The following is a 21,982-nucleotide window of genomic DNA, read 5'->3' as shown; positions in this document are numbered from 1 at the left end:
AAGCTAACTACGGAACCGAGAATCTAATGAGTGACTTTAAATCTACCCTGAATTTACCGGAAACAGGGTTCCCGATGCGTGGCGACCTCGCCAAACGCGAACCGGGCATGCTGGCTCGCTGGAATGATGATGACCTGTACGGCATCATCCGTAATGCAAAGAAAGGCAAAAAATCCTTCATTCTGCATGATGGCCCTCCATACGCGAACGGCAGCATTCACATTGGTCACTCAGTTAACAAGATTCTGAAAGACATTATCGTGAAGTCCAAAGGGCTTTCCGGTTTTGACTCCCCGTATGTTCCTGGTTGGGACTGCCACGGCCTGCCAATCGAGCTGAAAGTAGAGCAATTGATCGGCAAGCCAGGTGAGAAAGTTTCTGCGGCTGAGTTCCGTGCTGCATGCCGTAAATATGCGGCAGAGCAGGTTGACGGGCAGCGTGCCGACTTCATCCGTCTGGGTGTGCTGGGTGACTGGTCACGTCCGTACCTGACTATGGATTTCAACACCGAAGCGAACATCATTCGTGCGCTGGGTAAAATTGTCGGTAATGGCCACCTACATAAAGGTGCTAAGCCGGTGCACTGGTGTGTCGACTGCCGTTCAGCTCTGGCTGAAGCAGAAGTCGAATACTATGACAAAACCTCTCCATCAATCTTTGTTAGCTTCCAGGCCGTTGATGCTGAGGCGGTAAAAGCGAAATTTGGCGTAACTCAGGTTGATGGCCCGGTTTCCATGGTTATCTGGACCACCACTCCGTGGACTCTGCCAGCTAACCGTGCGGTTTCTCTGAATGCAGAATTCGAATATGCGCTGGTGCAGGTTGATGGCCAGGCGCTGATCTTTGCTAAAGATTTGCTCGAAAGCGTAATGAAAAGCGCGGGCATCACTGAGTGGACTGTTCTGGGTACTGCCAAAGGTGCAGATCTGGAATTGACCCGCTACAAACACCCGTTCTTAGATTTCGATGTTCCTGCGATTCTGGGTGAGCACGTTACGCTGGAAGCGGGTACCGGTGCGGTTCACACCGCAGGTGGCCACGGTCCGGACGACTACGTGATCAGCCAGAAATACAATCTGGAAATCGCCAACCCGGTTGGCCCAGACGGTTGCTACCTGGCTGGTACTTACGAAGGTCTGGATGGCGTTCAGGTGTTCAAAGCGAACGACCTGATCGTTAACATCCTGCGTGATAAAGGCGTTCTGCTGCACGTTGAAAAACTGCTGCACAGCTACCCGCACTGCTGGCGCCACAAAACACCAATCATCTTCCGTGCTACTCCACAGTGGTTCATCAGCATGGATCAAAAAGGCCTGCGCGAGCAGTCTCTGAAAGAGATCAAAGGCGTGCAGTGGATCCCAGACTGGGGCCAGGCACGTATTGAGTCCATGGTTGCTAACCGTCCGGACTGGTGTATCTCTCGTCAGCGTACCTGGGGCGTGCCAATGTCTCTGTTCGTACACAAAGACACGGAAGAACTGCACCCGCGCACACTGGAGTTGATGGAAGAAGTCGCTAAACGTGTTGAACAAGACGGCATCCAGGCGTGGTGGGATCTCGACCCGCGCGACATCATGGGTGACGACGCTGACAACTACACCAAAGTGCCAGACACCCTGGACGTGTGGTTCGACTCCGGTTCAACGCATTCATCTGTTGTTGATGTGCGCCCTGAATTCAACGGCCACGCGGCAGATATGTATCTGGAAGGTTCGGATCAGCATCGCGGCTGGTTCATGTCTTCACTGATGATTTCGACGGCGATGAAAGGCAAAGCGCCTTACCGCCAGGTACTGACCCACGGCTTCACCGTTGATGGTCAGGGCCGCAAAATGTCCAAATCCATCGGTAACACCGTTTCTCCGCAGGATGTGATGAACAAACTGGGCGCGGATATTCTGCGTCTGTGGGTGGCATCAACGGATTACACCGGTGAAATTGCGGTGTCTGATGAGATCCTGAAGCGTGCTGCTGACTCTTATCGTCGTATCCGTAACACTGCTCGTTTCCTGTTGGCTAACCTTAACGGCTTCAATCCAGAAACCGATATGGTGAAACCGGAAGAGATGGTTGTTCTGGATCGTTGGGCTGTCAGCTGTGCGCAGGATGCACAAAACGATATCCTGGCCGCTTACGAAAACTACGATTTCCACGAAGTGGTGCAACGCCTGATGCGTTTCTGCTCCATCGAAATGGGCTCGTTCTACCTCGATATCATCAAAGACCGTCAGTACACCGCGAAGCCTGACAGCATAGCGCGTCGTAGCTGCCAGACCGCGCTGTTCCACATTGCAGAAGCGCTGGTTCGCTGGATGGCACCAATCATGTCCTTCACCGCTGACGAAATCTGGGCATTCCTGCCTGGCAATCGTGAGAAATACGTCTTCACCGGCGAGTGGTACGAAGGTCTGTTCGGTCTGGCTGACAGCGAAACGATGAACAATGAATACTGGGACACGCTGTTAACCGTGCGTGGCGAAGTGAACAAAGTTATCGAACAAGCGCGTGCTGACAAGCGTGTGGGCGGCTCTCTGGAAGCAGCAGTGACCCTGTATGCCGACAGCGAACTGGCGGCCAAGCTCAACAGCCTGGGCGAGGAATTGCGATTTGTCCTGTTGACCTCAGGTAGCGAAGTTGCCGATTATTCACAGGCAACTGAAGACGCACAGCAAAGCGAAATCCTGAAAGGATTGAAAGTTGCCCTGCGTAAAGCCGACGGTGAAAAATGCCCGCGTTGCTGGCATTACACCACCGACGTCGGTCAGGTAGCGGAACACGAAGAAATCTGTGGCCGCTGTGTAACCAACGTAGCCGGTGACGGCGAAAAGCGTAAATTTGCCTGATGAGTAAATCGATTTGTTCTACCGGACTGAGCTGGCTGTGGCTGGTGGTCGTGGTACTGATCGTCGATCTGGGCAGCAAATACCTGATCCTCCAGCATTTCATGCTGGGGGACACCGTATCGCTGTTCCCGTCGCTGAATCTGCACTATGCCCGCAATTACGGTGCCGCGTTTAGTTTCCTGGCGGATAAAGGGGGCTGGCAGCGCTGGTTCTTCGCGGGTATCGCTATCGGTATCTGCGTGATTCTGGCGGTGTTGATGTATCGCGCCAAAGCAAGCCAGAAGCTGCATAACATCGCCTATGCTTTAATCATTGGCGGTGCACTCGGTAACTTGTTTGACCGGTTATGGCACGGTTTTGTGGTCGACATGATTGATTTCTATGTCGGCGACTGGCACTTCGCCACGTTTAACTTGGCTGATACGGCAATCTGTATCGGCGCGGCGCTGATTGTGCTGGAGGGGTTCTTTGTCTCCTCCGACAAGCCCGCAAAAGAAAAAGGGTAACCCATGGCTGAGTCTATCCAGGCCAATAGCAGAGTTTTGGTGCATTTCACGCTGAAACTCGAAGATGGCTCCACCGCCGAGTCGACCCGCAACAACGGCAAACCGGCACTCTTCACGCTGGGTGACGAAACACTGTCGCCAGGCATGGAAGACCAGCTAGTCGGCTTAAAAGCAGGGGACAAAAAAGCGTTCTCTCTGGCACCAGAATCGGCGTTTGGTATTCCAAGCCCGGACATGATTCAGTATTTCTCGCGCCGCGAATTTATCGACGCGGGCGAGCCGGTGCCAGGGGCGATCATGCTGTTCACCGCAATGGATGGCAGCGAGATGCCAGGTGTAGTGCGTGAAGTTAATGGCGATTCCATCACCGTTGACTTCAATCACCCGCTCGCCGGGCAAACCATTCATTTTGATATCGAAGTACTGGAAATTGACCCGGTACTGGAGGCGTTGAATGCAGATCCTGTTGGCTAACCCTCGCGGCTTTTGTGCCGGGGTAGACCGCGCTATCAGCATTGTTGAAAACGCGCTGGCCATTTACGGCGCACCGATTTACGTTCGTCACGAAGTGGTGCATAACCGCTATGTGGTTGATAGCCTGCGCGAACGCGGGGCGATTTTCATCGAGCAAATCAGCGAAGTGCCGGACGGCGCAATCCTGATTTTCTCCGCACATGGTGTTTCCCAGGCAGTACGTAATGAAGCCAAAGGCCGTGATTTAACGGTGTTTGACGCAACGTGCCCGCTGGTGACTAAAGTGCATATGGAAGTGGCTCGCGCCAGTCGTCGTGGTGAAGAATCCATTCTGATTGGCCACGCCGGGCACCCGGAAGTGGAAGGCACCATGGGCCAGTACAGCAACCCGAAAGGTGGCATGTATCTGGTTGAATCACCGGAAGATGTCAGCAAGCTGGATGTGAAAAACGAAGCCAAACTGTCGTTTATGACGCAGACCACGCTCTCTGTTGATGACACTTCTGACGTGATAGATGCGCTGCGTAAACGCTTCCCGAAAATCATTGGCCCGCGTAAAGACGACATTTGCTACGCCACTACCAACCGTCAGGAAGCCGTGCGAGCACTGGCTGATGAAGCGGATGTGGTGTTGGTGGTTGGCTCGAAAAACTCGTCTAACTCCAACCGTCTTGCAGAGCTTGCACAACGCATGGGCAAGGCCGCATATCTGATTGACGATGCGACCGATATCCAGGAATCCTGGGTTAAAGATGCGGTTTGTGTTGGCGTTACGGCAGGGGCGTCCGCACCAGATATTCTGGTGCAAAACGTCCTTGCTCGCTTGCGTGAGTTAGGCGGCAGTGAAACCCGAGAGCTTGTCGGGCGCGAAGAGAACATCATTTTCGAAGTGCCGCGCGAACTGCGTATGGATGTGAAAGAAGTCGAGTAATCGACATCCATCGCAAACACCAAATTCAAAAGGGGAGCTTATGCTCCCCTTTTTTGATCAAGCCTCACTCCTCACAGCTGGAAGTCACTCAGGAAGCGATCAATGATCTGATGGTCTTCACTGGAAAGTTGCCAGCCAGGCCTGCGGCAATAGTCCGTTGCGATAATCCCACGTTTCATCAAAATCGTTTTCTCAACCTGAATGATGTATTCGCAATGCGTCATCCAGCGCTGGATAAAGGGTAACAGCGCCTGATGTAGCGCCTCGGACTGTGCTGTTCCGCTCCGCTGCCAGTGCTGATAAATCCGCACATATACCTCAGCAAAAGAACAACCCGGCATCACGCCTTTTCCGCCTGCCGCCAGCATTTGCAGCATGTACAAACCGGCATAGCCGTTGAGCACGCTGGCCTGTGGGGCCAGTTTCAGGAAATCGCGTGTGTAGTCGACCGGCGGATTACACTCGATTTTGAATACCGCATGCGGATAGCGGTCTGCGACCACAGCCAGTTGTTCAGGCGTTATCGGCAGCCCGGTTTCGCCCGGCGCGTACTGCACCATCACCGGGATCTCGACCGCTTCCAGCACGGCAAAAATATGCTCCTGAATCGCCTGTGGATTGGGGCTGAGAAAGAATGGCGGCAGCAGCATTAGCGCATCCACGCCCAACCTTTCGTAGTAACGCGCGCGTTTGACTGCCAGCTCAGTGCTGTGATCGGTTACTGACATCGCCCGATAAAGCGGGCTACCCGCCAGAGTACTGACAAACATTTGCGCCAGTCGGTCACGTTCCTGATCGTGCAATTTCGGGAATTCGCTGGCGATACCAAATAGCGTGGCTCCTTGCACGCCAGTCGTCGCGAGATGCTCAAGCAGGCGCACAAAACTCACTTCATCAATTTCGCCGTTAGTGGTAAAAGGCATCGCGACAATCGGGTTCACACCGCCAATGTCCTGCGCGGTATAGTGCTTAGTCATCAGTCGTCCTCCCGGTCAGCCAACACTGCACCTTGTGCGGCAGGCAGCGCCCAACGGCGATACAAACGCAGGAAGCCGCGTGGAACTTGTTTATCGACTGGCTTCCAGTTTTCACGACGCGTAGCCAGTTCGGCCTCGGCTACGTGCAAAGTTAGACTACGGGTTGGAATATCAATCGAGATTTCATCGCCATCTTCTACCAGACCCAATTCGCCACCATCCACCGCTTCCGGTGAAATATGGCCGACGAACAGACCACGGTTGGAGCCTGAGAAACGCCCGTCAGTAATCAACGCACAAGTATCAGAAAGCCCCATACCTTCAAGTGATTTCATTGGCTTGTACATTTCTGGCATACCAGGCCCGCCTTTTGGCCCTTCGTAGCGTAGAACCAGCACGCTACCCGGCTGGATTTGGCCAGACATGATCGCTTCCACAGATTCCTGCTCGCTGTTAAACACCACTGCAGGGCCGCGGAATACCATCAGGTTTTCCGGGACTGCGGCAGGTTTTACCACGCATCCGAGTGGTGACAGATTGCCGTGCAGCACGGCAACACCGGCCTCGTTACGCACGGGAATGGCTAAGGTATGGATGACTTCCGGGCGGCAACTCCGGGTTGCTTCGGTCAGCAACTCGGCTTTGGTTTTTCCGGCCACTGTCAGCGCATTCAGATCCATCAATTTGCTGATTTCATATTCGACCGCCTGTACACCGCCGGCTTCCCAGAAGTCGATCATGTCGTGTTCTGAGGCCGGATAAAGTGAGGCAACCAACGGCACCTGATGGCTTAACTCATCAAAAGCAGACAGCGGCAAATGGCCCAGTTCTGCTTCATAATAAATTGCCTGCAAGTGCAGAATTGCGTTGGTCGAACCGCCCGTTGCCAGCAAATAAATCATCGCATTGCGGATGGATTCAGCGGTAATGATCTGACGTGCATTAACGCCATCCAATACCAGTTTGACGGCCTGACGACCGGTTTCCACTGCACATTCACGGCGCTCTTTTGAGATAGCAGGCAGCGTGCTGCTACCTGGTAAACTCATGCCCAGCACTTCGCCGATACAACACATGGTGTTCGCGGTGCCATACATGGTGCAGGAGCCAGGGCCTGGTTCGGCGATATTTTCAATGTGGGCGAACTCTTCTTCGCTGATTTCACCGCGCATTTTCCAGCCAATGGCTTCGGTGACGATATTGCCGTCCCAGTGTTTACCTTTATATTCAGCCGGGTACATTGGCCCGCCGTTAACCATAATCGCCGGGATATCCAGGCGAGCAGCGGCCATTAACATCGCCGGAACGATTTTGTCGCAGGAGCCGAGTAACACCATGCCGTCAAAACGGTGGGCGCGCATCATCACTTCAATCGACGCGGTAATCACTTCGCGGGCAGCGAGGATATAGCGCATCCCCAAATGTCCTTCAGCTATCCCGTCGCAAGGGGCAATAGTGCCAAACACCATGCCCACGCCACCGGCTTCATCAATGCCTTCCAGCACTTTCGCCGTTAGTTCATTCAGGTTGGCATGGCCCGCAGTTGCGTTGGTGTAGCTGTTTACTACGGCAATCACAGGTTTGCGCAGTTGTTCATCGGTATGACCCATTGATTTGTATAGCGCACGTTTCAGTGCGCCGTCGTCACCTTCGAGGATCGGGTTGAAATGCGTGCCACAACTGGCACATCCGCCACCGCCACATCCACTCATAGTTTCAATCTCTTCTAAACGTTGCGATTAATAGTCGCGTTGATATGTTGGGCAGCATCAAGCTGCTCACCGCTCTGTTCGGGTACAGCGATAACTTTCTTCGGATTCGCCAGCCGTGCTGGCAGGGTGAGAATGAGTGGCGCGCACAGCAGTAAGAAGGCGGCGAGAATATATAAGCCCGTGTCGGTGCGTCCGGTAGTGTCTTTCAGCCATCCCAATACTGTCGGGCCAAAGAAACCTGCCAGGTTGCCGATGGAGTTAACGAAGGCGATACCTGCGGCTGCTGCCGTGCCGGAAAGCAGGGCGCCAGGCAGGCTGATGTAGGTTGGAATCAATGCCAGGGTGCCGGACATTGCCACGCAAATCCACGCCATCATCCAGAAGGTGGAGCCGCTGCAATACGCGCTCAATGCCAGGCCCACGCAGCCAATCATGGCGGGAATAGCGATGTGCCAACGACGTTCTTGTTTCAGGTCAGAGTGGCGACTGTTCCACACCATAAAACAGGCACCGAAGACATACGGCAGCGCCGCGAGCAGGCCGATATGTAAATCGTCGCTGACGCCTGAGGATTTGATGATCGACGGCAGCCAGAAATTGATGCCGTAGTAGCCGATGTTGAAGCTAAAGAACACCACCGCCAGCAGCCAGACATAGCCGTTTTTCAGCATGCCTCTCACGCTGCTATCCACTTTGCCTTTATTGGCTCGTTCACGGTTGGCGGCATCTTTTGCCAGATCGTTAATGACGACCTGTTTTTCGGCATCGCTTAACCATTTCGCCGACTTCACGTCGTTATCGAGATAACGCAGCACCACAAAAGCGAGCAGGAAAGAGGGGATCGCTTCAACCAGGAATAACCACTGCCAGTTGTGCAGGCTGCCGACGCCCTCAAACAGTTTGAGGATCAGGCCGGAAAGCGGGCTGCCGATAATGGTCGAAAGCGGCGTCACCAGAATAAACAGCCCCAGTGTGCGAGCGGAGCGCCACGATGGGAACCACAGCGTGAGATAAAACACGATGCCAGGGAAGAAACCGGCCTCTGCCACGCCGAGTAAAAAACGCACCACGTAAAACTGCGTCGGCGTGGTGACAAACATCATGCCCGCTGAGAGTACCGCCCAGGTTGCCATGATGCGGGCAATCCAGAAACGCGGCCCGAAACGTTGCATCAGCAAGTTACTTGGCATCTCAAACAGGAAATAACCGATAAAGAAGATGCCCGCCCCGAGCCCATATACTGTGTCGCTAAAGCTCAGCGCATCTTGCATGTGTAGTTTGGCGAATCCGACGTTAACGCGGTCCAGATAAGCGAAGAAATAACATAAGATCAAAAACGGGATCAGGCGTCGCGTTATCTTGCTATAAACCTTTGACTCCGCTGCCGAAGCTGTGGGTTTGTTGTCCAGAGCTGTGTTCATTTTTTTGTCTCCAGAAAATTCAGGGTAAGAGGTTTTTTTATTGTGTAGGGAATTTAATGTTCTATTGCTCAAGCCAGGCTTGCTGATACGCCTGTGCCCGTTCACGTAATACAGCCATGCTCATACCTGCCTGATACAACCCGCCACCCAGGCCAAAACCATCGGCTCCTGCCTGAATATAGCTACGCATTTGTGCGGCATCCGCTTGGATGCCACCTACGGGTAAACAGGCCACTTCACGTGGGACGACTGCGCGGAACGCTTTGGTTATTACTGGAGTGATATGTTCGGCCGGAAATAATTTCAGCGCGCTCGCCCCGGCATCTATGGCGCTAAAAGCCTCGCTTGGTGTCATGACGCCAGGGAGACTTATCAAGCCGCGTTTCACCGAATGGCGAATTACATCGGGATTACAGTTGGGGGAGATGATCAATTGCCCACCGCATTCAGCAACGCTATCCACTTGTTCCACATTTAACACCGTGCCCGCACCGACATACCCACGGTTGCCTACGGTATCTCTCATCAGGTGAATAGATTTCAGTGCAGAAGGGCTATTAAGGGGGACTTCCAGGTAATGGAAACCGCACTCAAGCAGAATTTCTGCGGCTTCAACAGCTTGCTCCGGCGTTATACCGCGCAGAATGGCAATCAACGGTAAAGGCTCTTGTTGCCAGCGGGCAATAAATTGTTCCGGACTCATTTTTGCATTCCTTGTAGTCGAGTAAAGAGGTGACTGAGGCCCGTCACGAAGCAGGCGTCGCCATCAGCCGATAGCAGATTGAGATCCATCTGGTTTGCTGCAAGTTGATACCGAGCTATTAGCGCCGGGTTGCCCACAACCCAGGTGTGTTGGCCTGCGGGAAGCGCTTTGAGTTCATAGCCAATCACCAGGCCGGAGAGATAGCTGTGAACGTGGGATTCCTGGATTTCTAAGGCCAGACGGCGTGTTCGTGCTGAAAATATCAGGTGACTGAATGGTGCATCACGCAGGGCTGTTGCCACGCCAAGCAAGAAAGCTTCTTCATTTTCTTGCTGTTCTGGCAGTGCGCGCCCAAGGATTGAGTGCTGGCTTAACAGCGAGAAAAGTTCACCACTCATAAATGTTGAGAAGGCGGTGATTTTCCCGTTCACGATCTTCGCGTGTTTGCTGTGAGTGCCCGGTAGCAAGACCAGGTGTTCATCGGCAGCATGTAATGCGGCGAGCCCAAGTAATTGAACTTCTTCGCCACGCATGACATCGGGCTGGTGGTATTGGCTCATCCCGTGTACGCCAGGCACAATCCACGCTGGACTGCCCCATGGCGTGGTGAAAGCCAGTGTTCGGGCGACTAAAATGTCGATGTCGCAAGGCAGCGGAGCGTAGGGTACTTCCCGCCAGCCTTGCTGTGAGCCGACCATTCCCGCCATCACGACGGGCAATGATCCATGCTGCTCAAGCCACGGTTGCAGTAAGGTTTGCAGCGTGCAGGCAAATTGCCCTTGTTCAATGGACAACAACCCGCAGGCTTGATTGATGTGGGCGACTTGTACACTTTCCTGCATCAAAAATGCGCGGAAATTAGTCGTGCCCCAGTCGATGGCGATCCAGTTGTTTTTCATTTCAAGTAATACAAACCACGCAATCTTGTAATACAAGAATGCTAGAGCAAAAAACACCCGCAATCTGTGAGAGAGATCGAAATTACATCAGGAGAGGATCAAATAATGTGGTCGAACATTTCCGGACGATCTTGCCAGATGCGTTTTTTGGCTGCATTCAACAAGATGGTGCGCATTTGCTGGCGGGCAGTTTCGACTTGTTTCAGGCGAATAGCATCAAACAGTTGAAAGTGATCATCGACGGCGGCTTTGGTTTGGCGAACATCTTTCTCAATCGTCTGTTTGAAAGAGAGTTCCATGGCCGCGGAAAGTGCATTACCGAGTGCCAGTAAGAAAGGATTATGAGTGGCACGCAGCAGCGCATGGTGAAATGCCAGATCCCCTTCTTCAAATAAGGCTCTTTGCGCTTCAAGCTGGCCTTTACGCATCAACTGGAGTGCGTCTTCCATCGCTGCCAAATCATGTCCGTTGGCGTTTAATGCCGCGAGTGTTGCTACATTTGGCTCGAAAATCAGGCGTGTCACAATCAGTTGTTCAACCAGCTTTAGGTCAACTTCCCCTTCGGACAGCCAGCCGAGAACATCAATATCCAGCAGGCTCCACTGCTCGCGGCTATTCACCGTGCTGCGTTTTTTGGCCTGAATGGAGATAAGCCCTTTTGCGGCAAGCACCTGGAGGGCATTGCGTACTGAAGTGCGGGAGACTTCATACTCCACGGCCAGTTCGTTTTCACCTGGTAAAGAAAGCCCCGGCGCGAGATCGCCATGCATGATACGGCGTGCAAGGTGCTGGGTGACAGATTCAGAAATATTTGTCTGTGGGACTTTCATTACACTTTCTCGGTCGTGACTAAACATGGAAATGAGCTACATAGTAAGCTAATCGAGCCGTATTCGCACCGTATGTACTTAAAAGATAAGAGAGCAATGTATGAGTAGAACTCCAATTATTCTCGACACCGATCCAGGTATCGACGACGCCGTAGCCATTGCAGCAGCACTTTTTGCCCCGCAGCTTGATTTGAAATTGCTGACCACGGTCGCCGGGAACGTCAGCGTCGAGAAAACCACCCGCAACGCGCTGCAACTGATGCACTTCTGGCACAAAGATATTCCTGTTGCTCAAGGGGCAGCCACGCCGCTGGTGCGTAAATTGCGTGATGCCGCTTATGTTCACGGCGAGTCCGGCATGGAAGGTTATGCGTTTGTTGACCACCAACGCCAGCCGCTGGATAAACCCGCTTTTCAGGCTATTTATGAGTGCCTGAACGCAAGCCCTGAACCTATCACGCTGGTGGCGATCGGGCCGTTGACTAATATTGCACTGCTGCTCACTCAATACCCGCAATGCAAAGCGAAAATCAAACGACTGGTGATCATGGGTGGATCGGCGGGGCGCGGAAACTTCACACCAAACGCCGAGTTTAATATCGCCATTGATCCAGAAGCTGCCGCAAGGGTGTTCGAAAGTGGGGTGGAAATTGTGATGTGCGGCCTGGATGTCACCAATAAAGCGATGTTAAGCCCGGCATATTTAGAGCAGCTTCCATCTCTTAACCAAACCGGAAAAATGCTACACGCGCTATTTAGTCATTACCGCAGCGGCAGCATGGCGACAGGTTTGCGGATGCATGATTTATGCGCCATTGCCTGGTTGGTGAAGCCTGAGTTGTTCGGTGTGAAGCCCTGTTTTGTGGCCGTTGAAACCCACGGAGAATTCACTTCTGGCACGACTGTTGTAGATATCGAAGGTCGCTTTGAACGGCAACCCAATGCACAGGTTGCGCTGGATTTGGATGTCGATGGTTTTCGGGCATGGGTGGCGCAAGTCCTGGCGTTGGCACCCTGAGAATTTGCGCGACATAGATCGACTTTCTCCGGTCTGATTAAGCGGTTAATCGATTAACCTGCTATGCTAATTTTGCAGTTCTCCTTGGGCCGGAGAAACAACATGACTATTCCTTTCTTTATGCCACCTGGCGTGGCGTTCGCTAACGGCCATTTCACGGCTGAAAATATCATTACTAAGGTCACGCATAGCGGGGATCTGGCTGGCATATTTCACGATCAAACCGCCTGGCGGGCGATCCCTTCAAAAACGCCAATTTACCAGGTTGAAATGCTGAGTTCAGCGCAAGGTGACGGCGAGCTTTATGTGGGAACCACGCATCTGAATCCGGGGCGTGTTGGCGACGAATTTTACATGACCAGGGGGCATTTTCATCAACGGCGCGAGCAAGGTGAGGTTTACTTTGGCCTGCGTGGAAGTGGCCTGTTGCTACTACAAACTGAGCAAGGTGAGGCGAGGCTGGAGCAAGTATTCCCAGGCTCTGTCCACATCATTCCAGGTTTTACCGCACATCGTCTAATCAACACCGGAACGGAAATTCTTTCAGCACTGGCAGTCTGGCCAACCATTGCCGGGCATGATTATGCCTCGTTGGCAAAAGGCTTTGCGCTACGCGTTGTAGAGCAGGATGGCAAAATTCAGGCGAAGGAGGTGCAAAATGGCTGAGCCACTCCTCAATTATGGGTTGGATATGCAGGTCCATCACCAGCCAATGGGTTTTAGCTACGGTGAAGAGGTAATTGGGCCGGTGCCGGAGATCCGTAAACTCGATCAGATCCGTGCTTCATTGCGTGATCCTTTGTGCCAGGGGCCGGAAGATGTTTACGCGATCGTTATGGATGTTGCTCGATTGCAGGACAGAGAAGAACTTAAAAAACGGATGTTACTGTTTGGTGTGGTGACTTACGCTTCCGGGCGGTTGGGCGATGAACCTGTCCGCAGCCAGGGGCATATTCATCGAATTAGTGCGCATAGTGGCTGGTCGCCGCCAGAGCTATATGAAATCTGGCAGGGCAAAGCGATTATTTACATGCAGGAATATGTTGCCGACGATCCCGGCCGCTGCTTTGCAATCGTGGCCGGGCCTGGCGAAAAAGTGCTGGTGCCGCCGGGTTGGGCGCATGCCACTATCTCTGCATCACCTGATGAACCACTGACGTTTGGTGCCTGGTGCGACCGGGAATATGGATTTGAATACGAAGCTGTGCGGGCATACAAAGGGCTGGCGTGGTATCCGCTTTTGCAAGATGAGCATATTGCCTGGCAGCATAATCGCCGTTATATGCCGGGGCGTTTACAGGTGACCTCGCCGCGCCAATATACCGAGTTTGGGATTACCGATGCGCCGCTGTATCAACAATTTATTGATGATCCGGCGCGTTTTCAGTTTATTTCAAAGCCGGGAATGGTGAGCGGGAAATGGGTGGGGTTCCATCCTTAAAAAAGTCGGGTGACGCTGCGCTTACCCGACCTACGAGTTTGGTGTCGTAGGGGGGATAAGCGCAGCGTCATCCACCATGTTTTACGAGAACAGCCCCACAGCCACACCCGCCGCCGCCAACACCAATAACAACAACATTGCTTTCACCGGTGACACGCCGCGTTTTGCCATCAAATACCAGGTACCAATCACCACTAACAGCGGCAACAGGTTCGGGAAAATTCCATCCAACATTTGTTGCACATGGATATTCACACCATCTTTGGTGACAAACTCCAGTCCGGTGCCAAGCTTCACGTAACTTGCCGCCACGCCGCCCATCACAAATACGCCGAGCAACGATAGCGCTTCACGCAGGCGAGTCGATTTGCTGCTCACCAGCATCTCAACGGACGTCGACCCCATGCGGTAGCCTTTCAGGAACAGGAACCACGAGCCAGGAATGATAATTGCCAGCCATGCTACACAGTAAAACAGTGGCCCGAGGATATTCCCTCCCGCCGCCAGCGCCATACCGATACTCAGCAGAATCGGGATTAACATCCCCGGAATCATTGAATCGCCAATCCCAGCCACTGGACCCATCAGTCCCACTTTCAGGGTGTTGATCGTTTCGCCGTCGATTGGCTCACCGTTGGCGCGTTTCTCCTCAAGACCCAGCACCATGCCGTTGACTATCGCACCCAACTGCGGCTCGGTGTTATAGAACGACGCGTGGCGTTTGAGCATCTCTTTGCGTTGTTCTGGATCGGGATACAGCTTCTTCGCCACCGGCAACATACTCAAGCAAAAGCCGAATGACTCCAGGCGCTCAAAGCTCATTGAGGAGAGGTTGTACATCATCCAACTACGCCAGCAACTGCGCAGATCCTGGCGAGTGAGTTTACGTTCTTCCATCAGAATTCATCCTCATCATCAGCGGGCGTGGAGGCCACACGTTCAGCCTGCGGCTCGGGTTTGTAGTTGTAGTGAATCAGTGCCAGCAACGCGCCGACAATCACCAGCGCCACCATGTTTAGTTTCAGGAAAACAATGCAGATAAACCCCACCAGGAAGTAAATCAACATGCTGTAATTCTTGATTATTTGTTTAAGCAGAATGGCGATACCGACAGCTGGCAGAATCCCGCCCAATACGTTCATGGTGGAAAGAACGATGTGTGGCAGGCTGTCCATAAAGGCATTGATGTACTGCGCGCCGAAATAGACCGCGATAAACGTTGGAATAAAACGCATCAGGAAGTTGGTGGCTTGCGGCCAGATTGCGCTGTTGAGATACACGCCGCGCTCGTCGCCCTTTTCCAGCGCGATATCCGCACGGTGGTTCCACCAGGAATTGAGCACCATCATGGCGTTGAATAACACGGTGCCCGCAATGCCGATAGTGGCAGCTAACGCTACAGCCACTTCCGGGCCTTTATTGGAAAGAATGCCCAGTGCAATAGCCGGGAAGGCCACAAAGTTGAGATCCGCAGGCATAGAACCACCGGGGGTTACCATGGCGATATACACGGCTTGAACCGCCACGCCGATGATAATCCCGGTTTGCACATCGCCGAGAATAAAACCTACCAGCATCCCTGAAACCAGTGGGCGGGTAATCAGATACCAGCCGCCGGTCAACCCCAGTAGCCATGGGCTACTAAGCGCACCGAGGTAACAGAGAATGCCGATTAGAGCTGCTTCGAAAGCCATAATGCACTCCTTTATTTGAGTTTTTGTCGAGCATCTTGCCAGCTGTAACTGCTGGCGTCGGGTACCAGTCGAAATTCAATCTGGTGCCCGCGCAGCGAGAGATAGTCGAACGCCGCTATCTCTTCCGGATTCACAGACTGATTCGGGCCAATGGTGGTGGTAGTGGCTCGTGCGCTCATCGGGCCAACGTTGATTTTCTTATTGCTGTTTTGCAGGCTGATTCCCGCTTCTTCAATGCGTTTTAGCGTCACCGGAGATTTACCAATCACGAAATAATGCTTCTCACTGGCGATGATCTTCGGCAGTTTTTCAATCGCGGTGGCGGTATCAAATAACCAGACTTTGGTATCCTGCACCGCACCTTTCATCACCGAAGACAACAACGGATCGGCGGCGACAGCGTCATCAATGGCGATGATCCCATCGCACGGCAACTCTTTTGCCCAGCGGGTGATCAACTGGCCGTGGATCACCCGATCGTCAATGCGTACAAAAGAAATACTCATCGTTGCCCCTTAGAAATCATCAGATTGTGTGGTTTCAGCCAGTTGGGCCTGAACCAGCGAGTCACGCGATTCTTCCAGTAAAACCGCTGCCGCTTGGGCTACATCGGTCAGATCTTTTATTTCATCGCTCAGCAATAGCATGGGGAAATTAACACCTCCCAACACTGCCATTGGCGGCTGCGTTTGCGGATCGAACGCATGGTGGCAGGCAATATTCCAAGGCGTGCCGCTTTGCAAATCGCACAGCACCAGCACGCCATCAGCATCTTTGGCGGCCTGTTTCAGCACCGCAGCAAACTCATCGCCAAAACTATTGATGCCCTTGTTCTCCGTTAGCATCACCGGGAATACATGCGGCAATTCTCCATAAACCATTTTGCTACCGGCCAGTAGTGCTTCGGCAAGCGAGCCATGTGTTGCCAGAATGACGTTGATCATCTTGTTATCCTCTTACCCAGGCTTTCATGGTGGCGAGCTGTTGACCTACACTGCTGCCGTATGGGGAAATGCGATATTCGCCGACCGCCGCCGGAACAATGAAGGTTTCGGCGTAATGCACCACAAAGGGTTCGAATGCGCCGCTCGGGCTTTCAACCAGCGCTTCACTGCCTTCCACCAGATTCAGTACGTTTACGCCACCATGAGTGTGGTGCGTGACAGGTTGCGTAAACCAATGGCGGCGGGTTTCGATAAACTCACGTTCATGTAGACCCGTACGTTCTTCGCGCCAGCCATCACCTTCCGCGATAGGCTCGAAATGATTCACCAGATGCTCGGTGACCCATTGCGTATCACGTTGCCAGTCAATCACTTGTGCACCGTGTTCAAGATGCACCGGACGTGGCAGACCATCCAGACCGAGGCGCCCCCAGTCCCACAATTTGAAGGTGAAAATGAACGGCGTGGCGCTGATCTCCAGCACCATTGCACCGGATCCAGAGCAGTGAACAGTGCCTGCCGGGATCAGGAAATGATCGTGTTTACGTGCCGGGAAACGGTTAACGAATTTCTCATCATCAAACGCTTTTTCGCCCCGCTGCGCACAAGCAAGATCGTCGAGCATTTCCTGTGGATTGATGCCTGTTTTGGTCCCCAGATACACTTGCGCACCAGGCTCGGCTTCCAGCATGTAATAGCTCTCATCCTGGGTGTAATGCATGCCGAAATGCTGCTGGATGTATTCGGTAATCGGGTGAACCTGGAAGCTTAAATTCTGCCCGCCGATGGTATCGAGGAAGTCGAAGCGGATCGGGAATTCCGCACCAAAACGGGCATGAACACGCTCGCCAAGCAGCGGGCGAGGGTAGAGCAACACCAGATCCTGAGAGGGGATCTCGATCCGCACATCACCAAAACGCAGTAACAGGCTGTTCTCCTCGGGCACACAGTCAAAACACCATGCGTAATTTGGCTTTGAGGGATCGAGATCGAATTTGTCTTTCATCCATTGCCCGCCCCAGACTCCAGGGTCGAAGAATGGCACTACGCGGAACGGTTGTTGCGTGGTTTGTTGCAGGCCATGGCGCAACGCATCTCCGCTCACCATCGCCGGTTGTGCGGCATTATTGGTATCGAGCAGGAAATCCGCGCGCTTCAGAAGTGGCGTTTTATGGCGATCAAACACACGCCACTCAATGAAAAAGGCGCGTTTGTAGCGGCGCAGAATATCTTCATTTGTGTTATTCGCGCCCCAGTTACCCAGTTCACCACGGCGAAAACGCTGCTGGATTTCCCAGCGCGCCAGATCCGCATACACCAGCACATCACCTGAATGAATCAGTGCCGCGCCGGGGCCGTAGACCACGACCAATCCTTCGGTTATTTCAGCGACCTCAAGCTGCGCGGCGGCTAGTTTTTCCGGGCAAAGAAACTCATTTAATTCATGGCATGAGAGTACGCCAAACACCCGGTCATCCGTCAGGTTGCGTGCCAGCAAATCATGCAGATGTTGTTCACTTAAGCGCGCGGATTCGGCATTAATGGTGAGCGTTGGGTTGAGTTGTGCAATGAGTTGCGCGTGAATCTCTTCGAGTTGAACGCCCGGGTAGCAGTCAATAACCAACACGGTTTTTCCCGAGCGAGCAAGTTGTTTGCTGACGGCTTGTTGGATAGCGGCCCAACCCTGCCATGCGTGATCGTCAAACCCCGAAACGCTGACTTCGGGATACTTTTCGTATGATGCCGGATGCATATTCTTCTCCCTGTTCTTAATGAATTAAGATTAATCGATTAACCGACTTTGAACAGGGTGGTAAACGCGATTAACCCACCACTTTTAGCAAGATGTCGCCTGAAGTTGAGTTATCTGTGATGGCTTTCACATGGATATATGCAATTTTTTGGTTATTCGATTAATCTGAGAATCATTGCTAAATACCAAGGAGTGCTAATGAGCACCGTAACCCTTGCCCAAGTCGCAAAGCAGGCCGAAGTTTCAACTGCTACCGTTTCAATGGTGTTGCGTAATCGGGGCAGAATTTCTGACGCCACTCGAACCCGTGTGCTGAAAGCACTGGATGATCTGGGATACGTGTATAACCAAACGGCAGCCAATTTACGTAATCGCACCAGTAATCAGGTCGGACTGTTGCTGCACGACATTACCAACCCTTTTTACGGTGAAATGACTGCTGGGCTAAGTCAGGAAATGGAACGCCACGATCTGCTGCTATTTTTGGCAAACAGTGAAGAGTCCGGCGAGCGCCAGCAAAAATTTGTCGATTCTCTGATGCGCAATAACGCGTGCGGCATGGTGCTGTGCGCGGCACGGGAAACGCCACCGCTATTTTTCGAAACCCTGAAGCGCCGCAATATTCCGGCGATTATGGTGGTGCGCCCAATGGACGATGTGGACTTCGATTTTGTCGGTACCGATAACTTTTTGGGCACTCAGTTAGCGACACAGCATCTGTTGCGTCTCGGGCATCGCAACATTGCATTTATCGGCGGTAGTGAAAATTCTATTAGCCGTGCACAGCGTATCGGTGGCTACAGCAGCAAACTGCTAGAGCACCGTATCCAACCGAAAAGTGAATGGGTGGTTTCATCGCTCGCCAGCCAAAGTGATGGTGCACGCGTGGCTGAAGAGCTATTCCGGCAGTACCCGGAAATCACGGCCGCTGTCTGTTATCAGGATATTGTGGCACTCGGCGTCATGCAGACACTGCGTAAAATGGGACGCCAGCCGGGCATCGACTTTGCGCTGGTAGGTTTTGACGATATTACCGAAGCATCTTTGGTTCAGCCAGCGTTGACGACAGTTTCAGTCGCCGCTAAAGAGATTGGTCGCAAAGCTGGAGAGCTGTTATTTAGCCGTATTCAGGGTAACGATGAGCCCCCAAAACGTATCATCCTGCCTCCAACGCTAGTGGTGCGGGAGTCATGTGGGTTTGCATAATAGGTGATTTAAAACCTTTTGATTATCAGGTGAATGATGGGTTTTACTGATAACTTCAGCGTTTTGTCATAAATTTCTTATTATCGGTGTTTTCGAGTGGCGGCTTGTGAGCGGGCTGGTTAACCTGAGAACGTTATATATTCAGATTAATATAGAAAAGAGAGTGAATATGGATGGATCACAAGTCCGTGTAGCAATCGCGGGTGCGGGTGGTCGCATGGGGCGACAACTGATTCAGGCTGCATTACAGCTGGATGGCATCAAACTCGGTGCAGCACTTGAACGTACAGGGTCATCCCTGGTTGGTAGTGATGCAGGTGAATTAGCCGGTGTAGCGAAAACGGGCGTTATCGTGAGCGATAGTCTGGATGCCGTGGTCAACGACTTCGATGTCTTTATCGATTTCACTCGTCCTGAAGGTACGCTGAACCATCTGGCTTTCTGCCGCCAACATGGCAAGGGCATGGTGATTGGGACGACGGGTTTTGATGATGCGGGCAAACAGGCGATTACTGACGCTTCAACACAGATCCCAATTGTCTTTGCCGCCAACTTTAGCGTTGGTGTGAACGTGATGCTCAAGCTGTTGGAAAAAGCCGCCAAAGTTATGGGCGACTATACCGATATCGAAATCATTGAAGCACATCATCGTCACAAAGTTGATGCTCCATCGGGCACCGCTCTGGCGATGGGCGAAGCCATTGCTCATGCGATGGATAAAGACTTAAAAGAGTGTGCGGTCTATTCCCGTGAAGGGTACACCGGCGAGCGCGTTCCAGGCACTATTGGTTTTGCCACAGTGCGTGCAGGCGACATTATTGGTGAACATACGGCGATGTTTGCGGACATCGGCGAGCGTATTGAAATCAGCCATAAAGCATCCAGTCGTATGACTTTTGCAAATGGTGCAGTTAAGTCTGCATTGTGGTTGAGTGCAATGAAAAGTGGTCTTTATGACATGCGTGATGTCCTTGATCTTAATAGTTTGTAATCGTTATTACCCATCGTGATGTGGTTATTACAATCGTAATTACTTGATTGATAGGGCAATATTTTATTGCCCTTTTTATTTAATGTTATTTTGGTTGTTTGTTTCAGTTATTTATTTGAAATTCTTATAATTATATCTTTATAACCCTTTTATCGTTGTTTTTTTATCATTTTTGACCATTTGGTCCACTTTTTACCTTCTTGTAATTAGATTCCCATTCATCCTGGCCCGCAACCGATTACGCACTGTAAGTTAGCTGTTGATTTCACCGGTCAATTCCTCTTTTTTACATCAGAGCGCTAAAAAACACATAAAAAGTTGCGCTTATGGTAGACTTTTGCCCGGCCGCTCACTAGAATGCCGCCGTTTGTCAAAAATCCAAATGACAGGCTGTTTTGCATTGATTCCTGAATTCGTTTTGAATTAATATGCAAATAAATTGACTGTTTATTCCCTGGAGGGCGTTTTGATTAAGTCAGCAATATTGGTTCTGGAAGACGGAACCCAATTCCACGGTCGGGCCATTGGGGCATCGGGTTCGGCCATTGGGGAAGTCGTTTTCAACACCTCTTTGACCGGTTATCAAGAAATCCTCACTGATCCTTCCTACTCCCGCCAGATTGTCACTCTTACTTATCCTCATATCGGAAATGTCGGCACCAATGCTGCTGACGAAGAATCCTCCCAGGTACATGCGCAAGGCCTCGTTATCCGTGACCTACCACTGATTGCCAGCAACTACCGCAATACCGAAGACCTTTCTTCCTACCTTAAGCGCCATAACATTGTGGCCATCGCCGATATCGATACCCGTAAGCTGACCCGAATCCTGCGTGAGAAAGGTGCACAGAACGGCTGCATTATTGCCGGTGATAACCTGGACGCGGCACTGGCGCTGGAAAAAGCGAAAGCCTTCCCTGGCCTTAACGGCATGGATCTGGCGAAAGAAGTGACCACTCAGGAAGCTTATGCCTGGCAGCAAGGCAGCTGGACGCTGGAAGGCGAATTACCTGAAGCGGCTAAAGAAGAAGACTTACCATTCCATGTCGTGGCTTACGATTACGGCGTGAAGCGCAACATTCTGCGCATGTTGGTTGACCGCGGTTGCCGCCTGACAGTAGTTCCAGCACAAACGCCAGCAGAAGAAGTGCTGAAGATGAACCCAGACGGCATCTTCCTTTCTAACGGCCCAGGTGACCCGGCACCGTGTGATTACGCTATCAGCGCAATCAAATCCTTCCTGGAAACCGACGTGCCGGTATTCGGTATCTGCTTAGGCCACCAGTTGCTGGCTCTGGCAAGCGGCGCGAAAACCGTGAAGATGAAGTTTGGTCACCACGGTGGTAACCACCCGGTTAAAGATTTGGATCGCGATTGCGTGATGATTACTGCCCAGAACCACGGTTTTGCGGTAGAGGAATCAACACTTCCGGCGAACCTGCGCGTGACCCATAAGTCATTGTTCGATGGCACGCTGCAAGGCATCCATCGTACCGATAAAGCGGCATTTAGTTTCCAGGGCCACCCTGAAGCAAGCCCGGGTCCACACGATGCGGCACCGTTGTTTGACCACTTTGTCGAATTGATTAAGCACTACCGTTCTACCGCCACTCTTAATAGCAAGTAAGTATCAGGAGCT

General features: G+C 52.3%; 21 protein-coding genes. 10 read left to right on the top strand and 11 right to left on the bottom strand.

What is annotated here, in order from left to right:
* Positions 1–26: 26 nt before the first annotated feature.
* From ileS to ispH, 4 genes are read left to right on the top strand one after another with little or no spacing between them, the layout of a single operon-like run.
* On the top strand, positions 27–2,843 hold the full coding sequence (gene ileS, locus LVQ79_RS08505) for an isoleucine--tRNA ligase (protein WP_232864606.1): 2,817 nt from the start codon (positions 27–29) through the stop codon (positions 2,841–2,843).
* Positions 2,843–3,349, top strand: a complete 507-nt coding sequence (lspA, locus tag LVQ79_RS08500) for a signal peptidase II (RefSeq protein ID WP_232864605.1) — start codon at positions 2,843–2,845, stop codon at positions 3,347–3,349. The genes ileS and lspA overlap by 1 nt, the downstream gene beginning before the upstream one ends.
* A gap of 3 nt (positions 3,350–3,352) precedes the next feature.
* Positions 3,353–3,823, top strand: coding sequence for an FKBP-type peptidyl-prolyl cis-trans isomerase (gene fkpB, locus LVQ79_RS08495; RefSeq protein ID WP_034459386.1), 471 nt, complete (start codon positions 3,353–3,355; stop codon positions 3,821–3,823).
* Positions 3,804–4,754, top strand: a complete 951-nt coding sequence (ispH, locus tag LVQ79_RS08490) for a 4-hydroxy-3-methylbut-2-enyl diphosphate reductase (RefSeq protein WP_034459385.1) — start codon at positions 3,804–3,806, stop codon at positions 4,752–4,754. Before fkpB ends, ispH begins: the two co-directional genes overlap by 20 nt.
* Positions 4,755–4,825: 71 nt before the next feature.
* On the opposite strand, the gene LVQ79_RS08485 is transcribed toward ispH, so the two are convergent.
* From LVQ79_RS08485 to LVQ79_RS08460, 6 genes are all read right to left on the bottom strand, one after another.
* Positions 4,826–5,731, bottom strand: coding sequence for a dihydrodipicolinate synthase family protein (locus LVQ79_RS08485; protein WP_232864604.1), 906 nt, complete (start codon positions 5,729–5,731; stop codon positions 4,826–4,828).
* On the bottom strand, positions 5,731–7,443 hold the full coding sequence (gene ilvD / locus LVQ79_RS08480; RefSeq protein WP_232864603.1) for a dihydroxy-acid dehydratase: 1,713 nt from the start codon (positions 7,441–7,443) through the stop codon (positions 5,731–5,733). The genes LVQ79_RS08485 and ilvD overlap by 1 nt, the downstream gene beginning before the upstream one ends.
* A 14-nt stretch (positions 7,444–7,457) precedes the next feature.
* Positions 7,458–8,864, bottom strand: a complete 1,407-nt coding sequence (locus tag LVQ79_RS08475; protein ID WP_232864602.1) for an MFS transporter — start codon at positions 8,862–8,864, stop codon at positions 7,458–7,460.
* Between the two features lie 61 nt (positions 8,865–8,925).
* Positions 8,926–9,567 (bottom strand): 2-dehydro-3-deoxy-6-phosphogalactonate aldolase, encoded by a 642-nt coding sequence (locus tag LVQ79_RS08470; RefSeq protein WP_232864601.1) that lies wholly within the window; start codon positions 9,565–9,567, stop codon positions 8,926–8,928.
* Entirely contained in the window at positions 9,564–10,466 is a 903-nt protein-coding gene (locus LVQ79_RS08465) for a 2-dehydro-3-deoxygalactonokinase (protein ID WP_232864600.1), read from the bottom strand. Before LVQ79_RS08465 ends, LVQ79_RS08470 begins: the two co-directional genes overlap by 4 nt.
* 98 nt (positions 10,467–10,564) lie before the next feature.
* On the bottom strand, positions 10,565–11,296 hold the full coding sequence (locus tag LVQ79_RS08460) for a FadR/GntR family transcriptional regulator (protein WP_232864599.1): 732 nt from the start codon (positions 11,294–11,296) through the stop codon (positions 10,565–10,567).
* A gap of 100 nt (positions 11,297–11,396) precedes the next feature.
* Here LVQ79_RS08460 and rihC point away from each other — a divergent pair, with 100 nt between their 5' ends.
* The 3 genes from rihC (at position 11,397) to LVQ79_RS08445 (ending at position 13,755) form a co-directional block, all read left to right on the top strand.
* Positions 11,397–12,314, top strand: a complete 918-nt coding sequence (gene rihC, locus LVQ79_RS08455) for a ribonucleoside hydrolase RihC (protein ID WP_232864598.1) — start codon at positions 11,397–11,399, stop codon at positions 12,312–12,314.
* Positions 12,315–12,416: 102 nt separating this feature from the next.
* Positions 12,417–12,980 carry a glucose-6-phosphate isomerase family protein gene (locus LVQ79_RS08450; protein WP_232864597.1) on the top strand — a complete coding sequence of 188 codons (564 nt, stop codon included), beginning with the start codon at positions 12,417–12,419 and terminating at the stop codon, positions 12,978–12,980.
* A complete protein-coding gene (locus tag LVQ79_RS08445; protein WP_232864596.1) occupies positions 12,973–13,755 on the top strand; it encodes a glucose-6-phosphate isomerase family protein in 783 nt (260 codons plus the stop codon). Before LVQ79_RS08450 ends, LVQ79_RS08445 begins: the two co-directional genes overlap by 8 nt.
* Positions 13,756–13,836: 81 nt before the next feature.
* Here LVQ79_RS08445 and LVQ79_RS08440 read toward each other — a convergent pair whose 3' ends face one another.
* From LVQ79_RS08440 to LVQ79_RS08420, 5 genes are read right to left on the bottom strand one after another with little or no spacing between them, the layout of a single operon-like run.
* Positions 13,837–14,652, bottom strand: coding sequence for a PTS system mannose/fructose/sorbose family transporter subunit IID (locus tag LVQ79_RS08440; protein WP_232864595.1), 816 nt, complete (start codon positions 14,650–14,652; stop codon positions 13,837–13,839).
* Positions 14,652–15,449, bottom strand: coding sequence for a PTS mannose/fructose/sorbose/N-acetylgalactosamine transporter subunit IIC (locus LVQ79_RS08435; protein WP_232864594.1), 798 nt, complete (start codon positions 15,447–15,449; stop codon positions 14,652–14,654). Before LVQ79_RS08435 ends, LVQ79_RS08440 begins: the two co-directional genes overlap by 1 nt.
* A gap of 11 nt (positions 15,450–15,460) precedes the next feature.
* Positions 15,461–15,955 carry a PTS sugar transporter subunit IIB gene (locus LVQ79_RS08430; RefSeq protein WP_151993114.1) on the bottom strand — a complete coding sequence of 165 codons (495 nt, stop codon included), beginning with the start codon at positions 15,953–15,955 and terminating at the stop codon, positions 15,461–15,463.
* 9 nt (positions 15,956–15,964) lie between these two features.
* On the bottom strand, positions 15,965–16,393 hold the full coding sequence (locus LVQ79_RS08425; RefSeq protein WP_064513769.1) for a PTS sugar transporter subunit IIA: 429 nt from the start codon (positions 16,391–16,393) through the stop codon (positions 15,965–15,967).
* 4 nt (positions 16,394–16,397) lie between these two features.
* The gene (locus LVQ79_RS08420; protein ID WP_232864593.1) at positions 16,398–18,146 is read right to left on the bottom strand and encodes a class I mannose-6-phosphate isomerase; all 1,749 of its coding nucleotides are present in this window, start codon (positions 18,144–18,146) and stop codon (positions 16,398–16,400) included.
* 198 nt (positions 18,147–18,344) lie between these two features.
* On the opposite strand from LVQ79_RS08420, the gene LVQ79_RS08415 reads away from it, so the two are divergent.
* The 3 genes from LVQ79_RS08415 (at position 18,345) to carA (ending at position 21,970) form a co-directional block, all read left to right on the top strand.
* Positions 18,345–19,352 carry a LacI family DNA-binding transcriptional regulator gene (locus LVQ79_RS08415; protein WP_154150689.1) on the top strand — a complete coding sequence of 336 codons (1,008 nt, stop codon included), beginning with the start codon at positions 18,345–18,347 and terminating at the stop codon, positions 19,350–19,352.
* A 169-nt stretch (positions 19,353–19,521) separates the two neighbouring features.
* Complete coding sequence (gene dapB / locus LVQ79_RS08410) at positions 19,522–20,343, top strand: 4-hydroxy-tetrahydrodipicolinate reductase (RefSeq protein ID WP_064513762.1); 822 nt, start codon at positions 19,522–19,524, stop codon at positions 20,341–20,343.
* Between the two features lie 466 nt (positions 20,344–20,809).
* Positions 20,810–21,970 (top strand): glutamine-hydrolyzing carbamoyl-phosphate synthase small subunit, encoded by a 1,161-nt coding sequence (carA, locus tag LVQ79_RS08405; protein WP_232864592.1) that lies wholly within the window; start codon positions 20,810–20,812, stop codon positions 21,968–21,970.
* The last annotated feature ends 12 nt before the right edge of the window (positions 21,971–21,982 follow it).

Origin of the sequence: Buttiauxella cochleicola (genome assembly GCF_021282405.1) — a bacterium.
Classification (GTDB): domain Bacteria; phylum Pseudomonadota; class Gammaproteobacteria; order Enterobacterales; family Enterobacteriaceae; genus Buttiauxella; species Buttiauxella massiliensis.
This window is presented reverse-complemented; position numbering and strand designations above follow the sequence as displayed.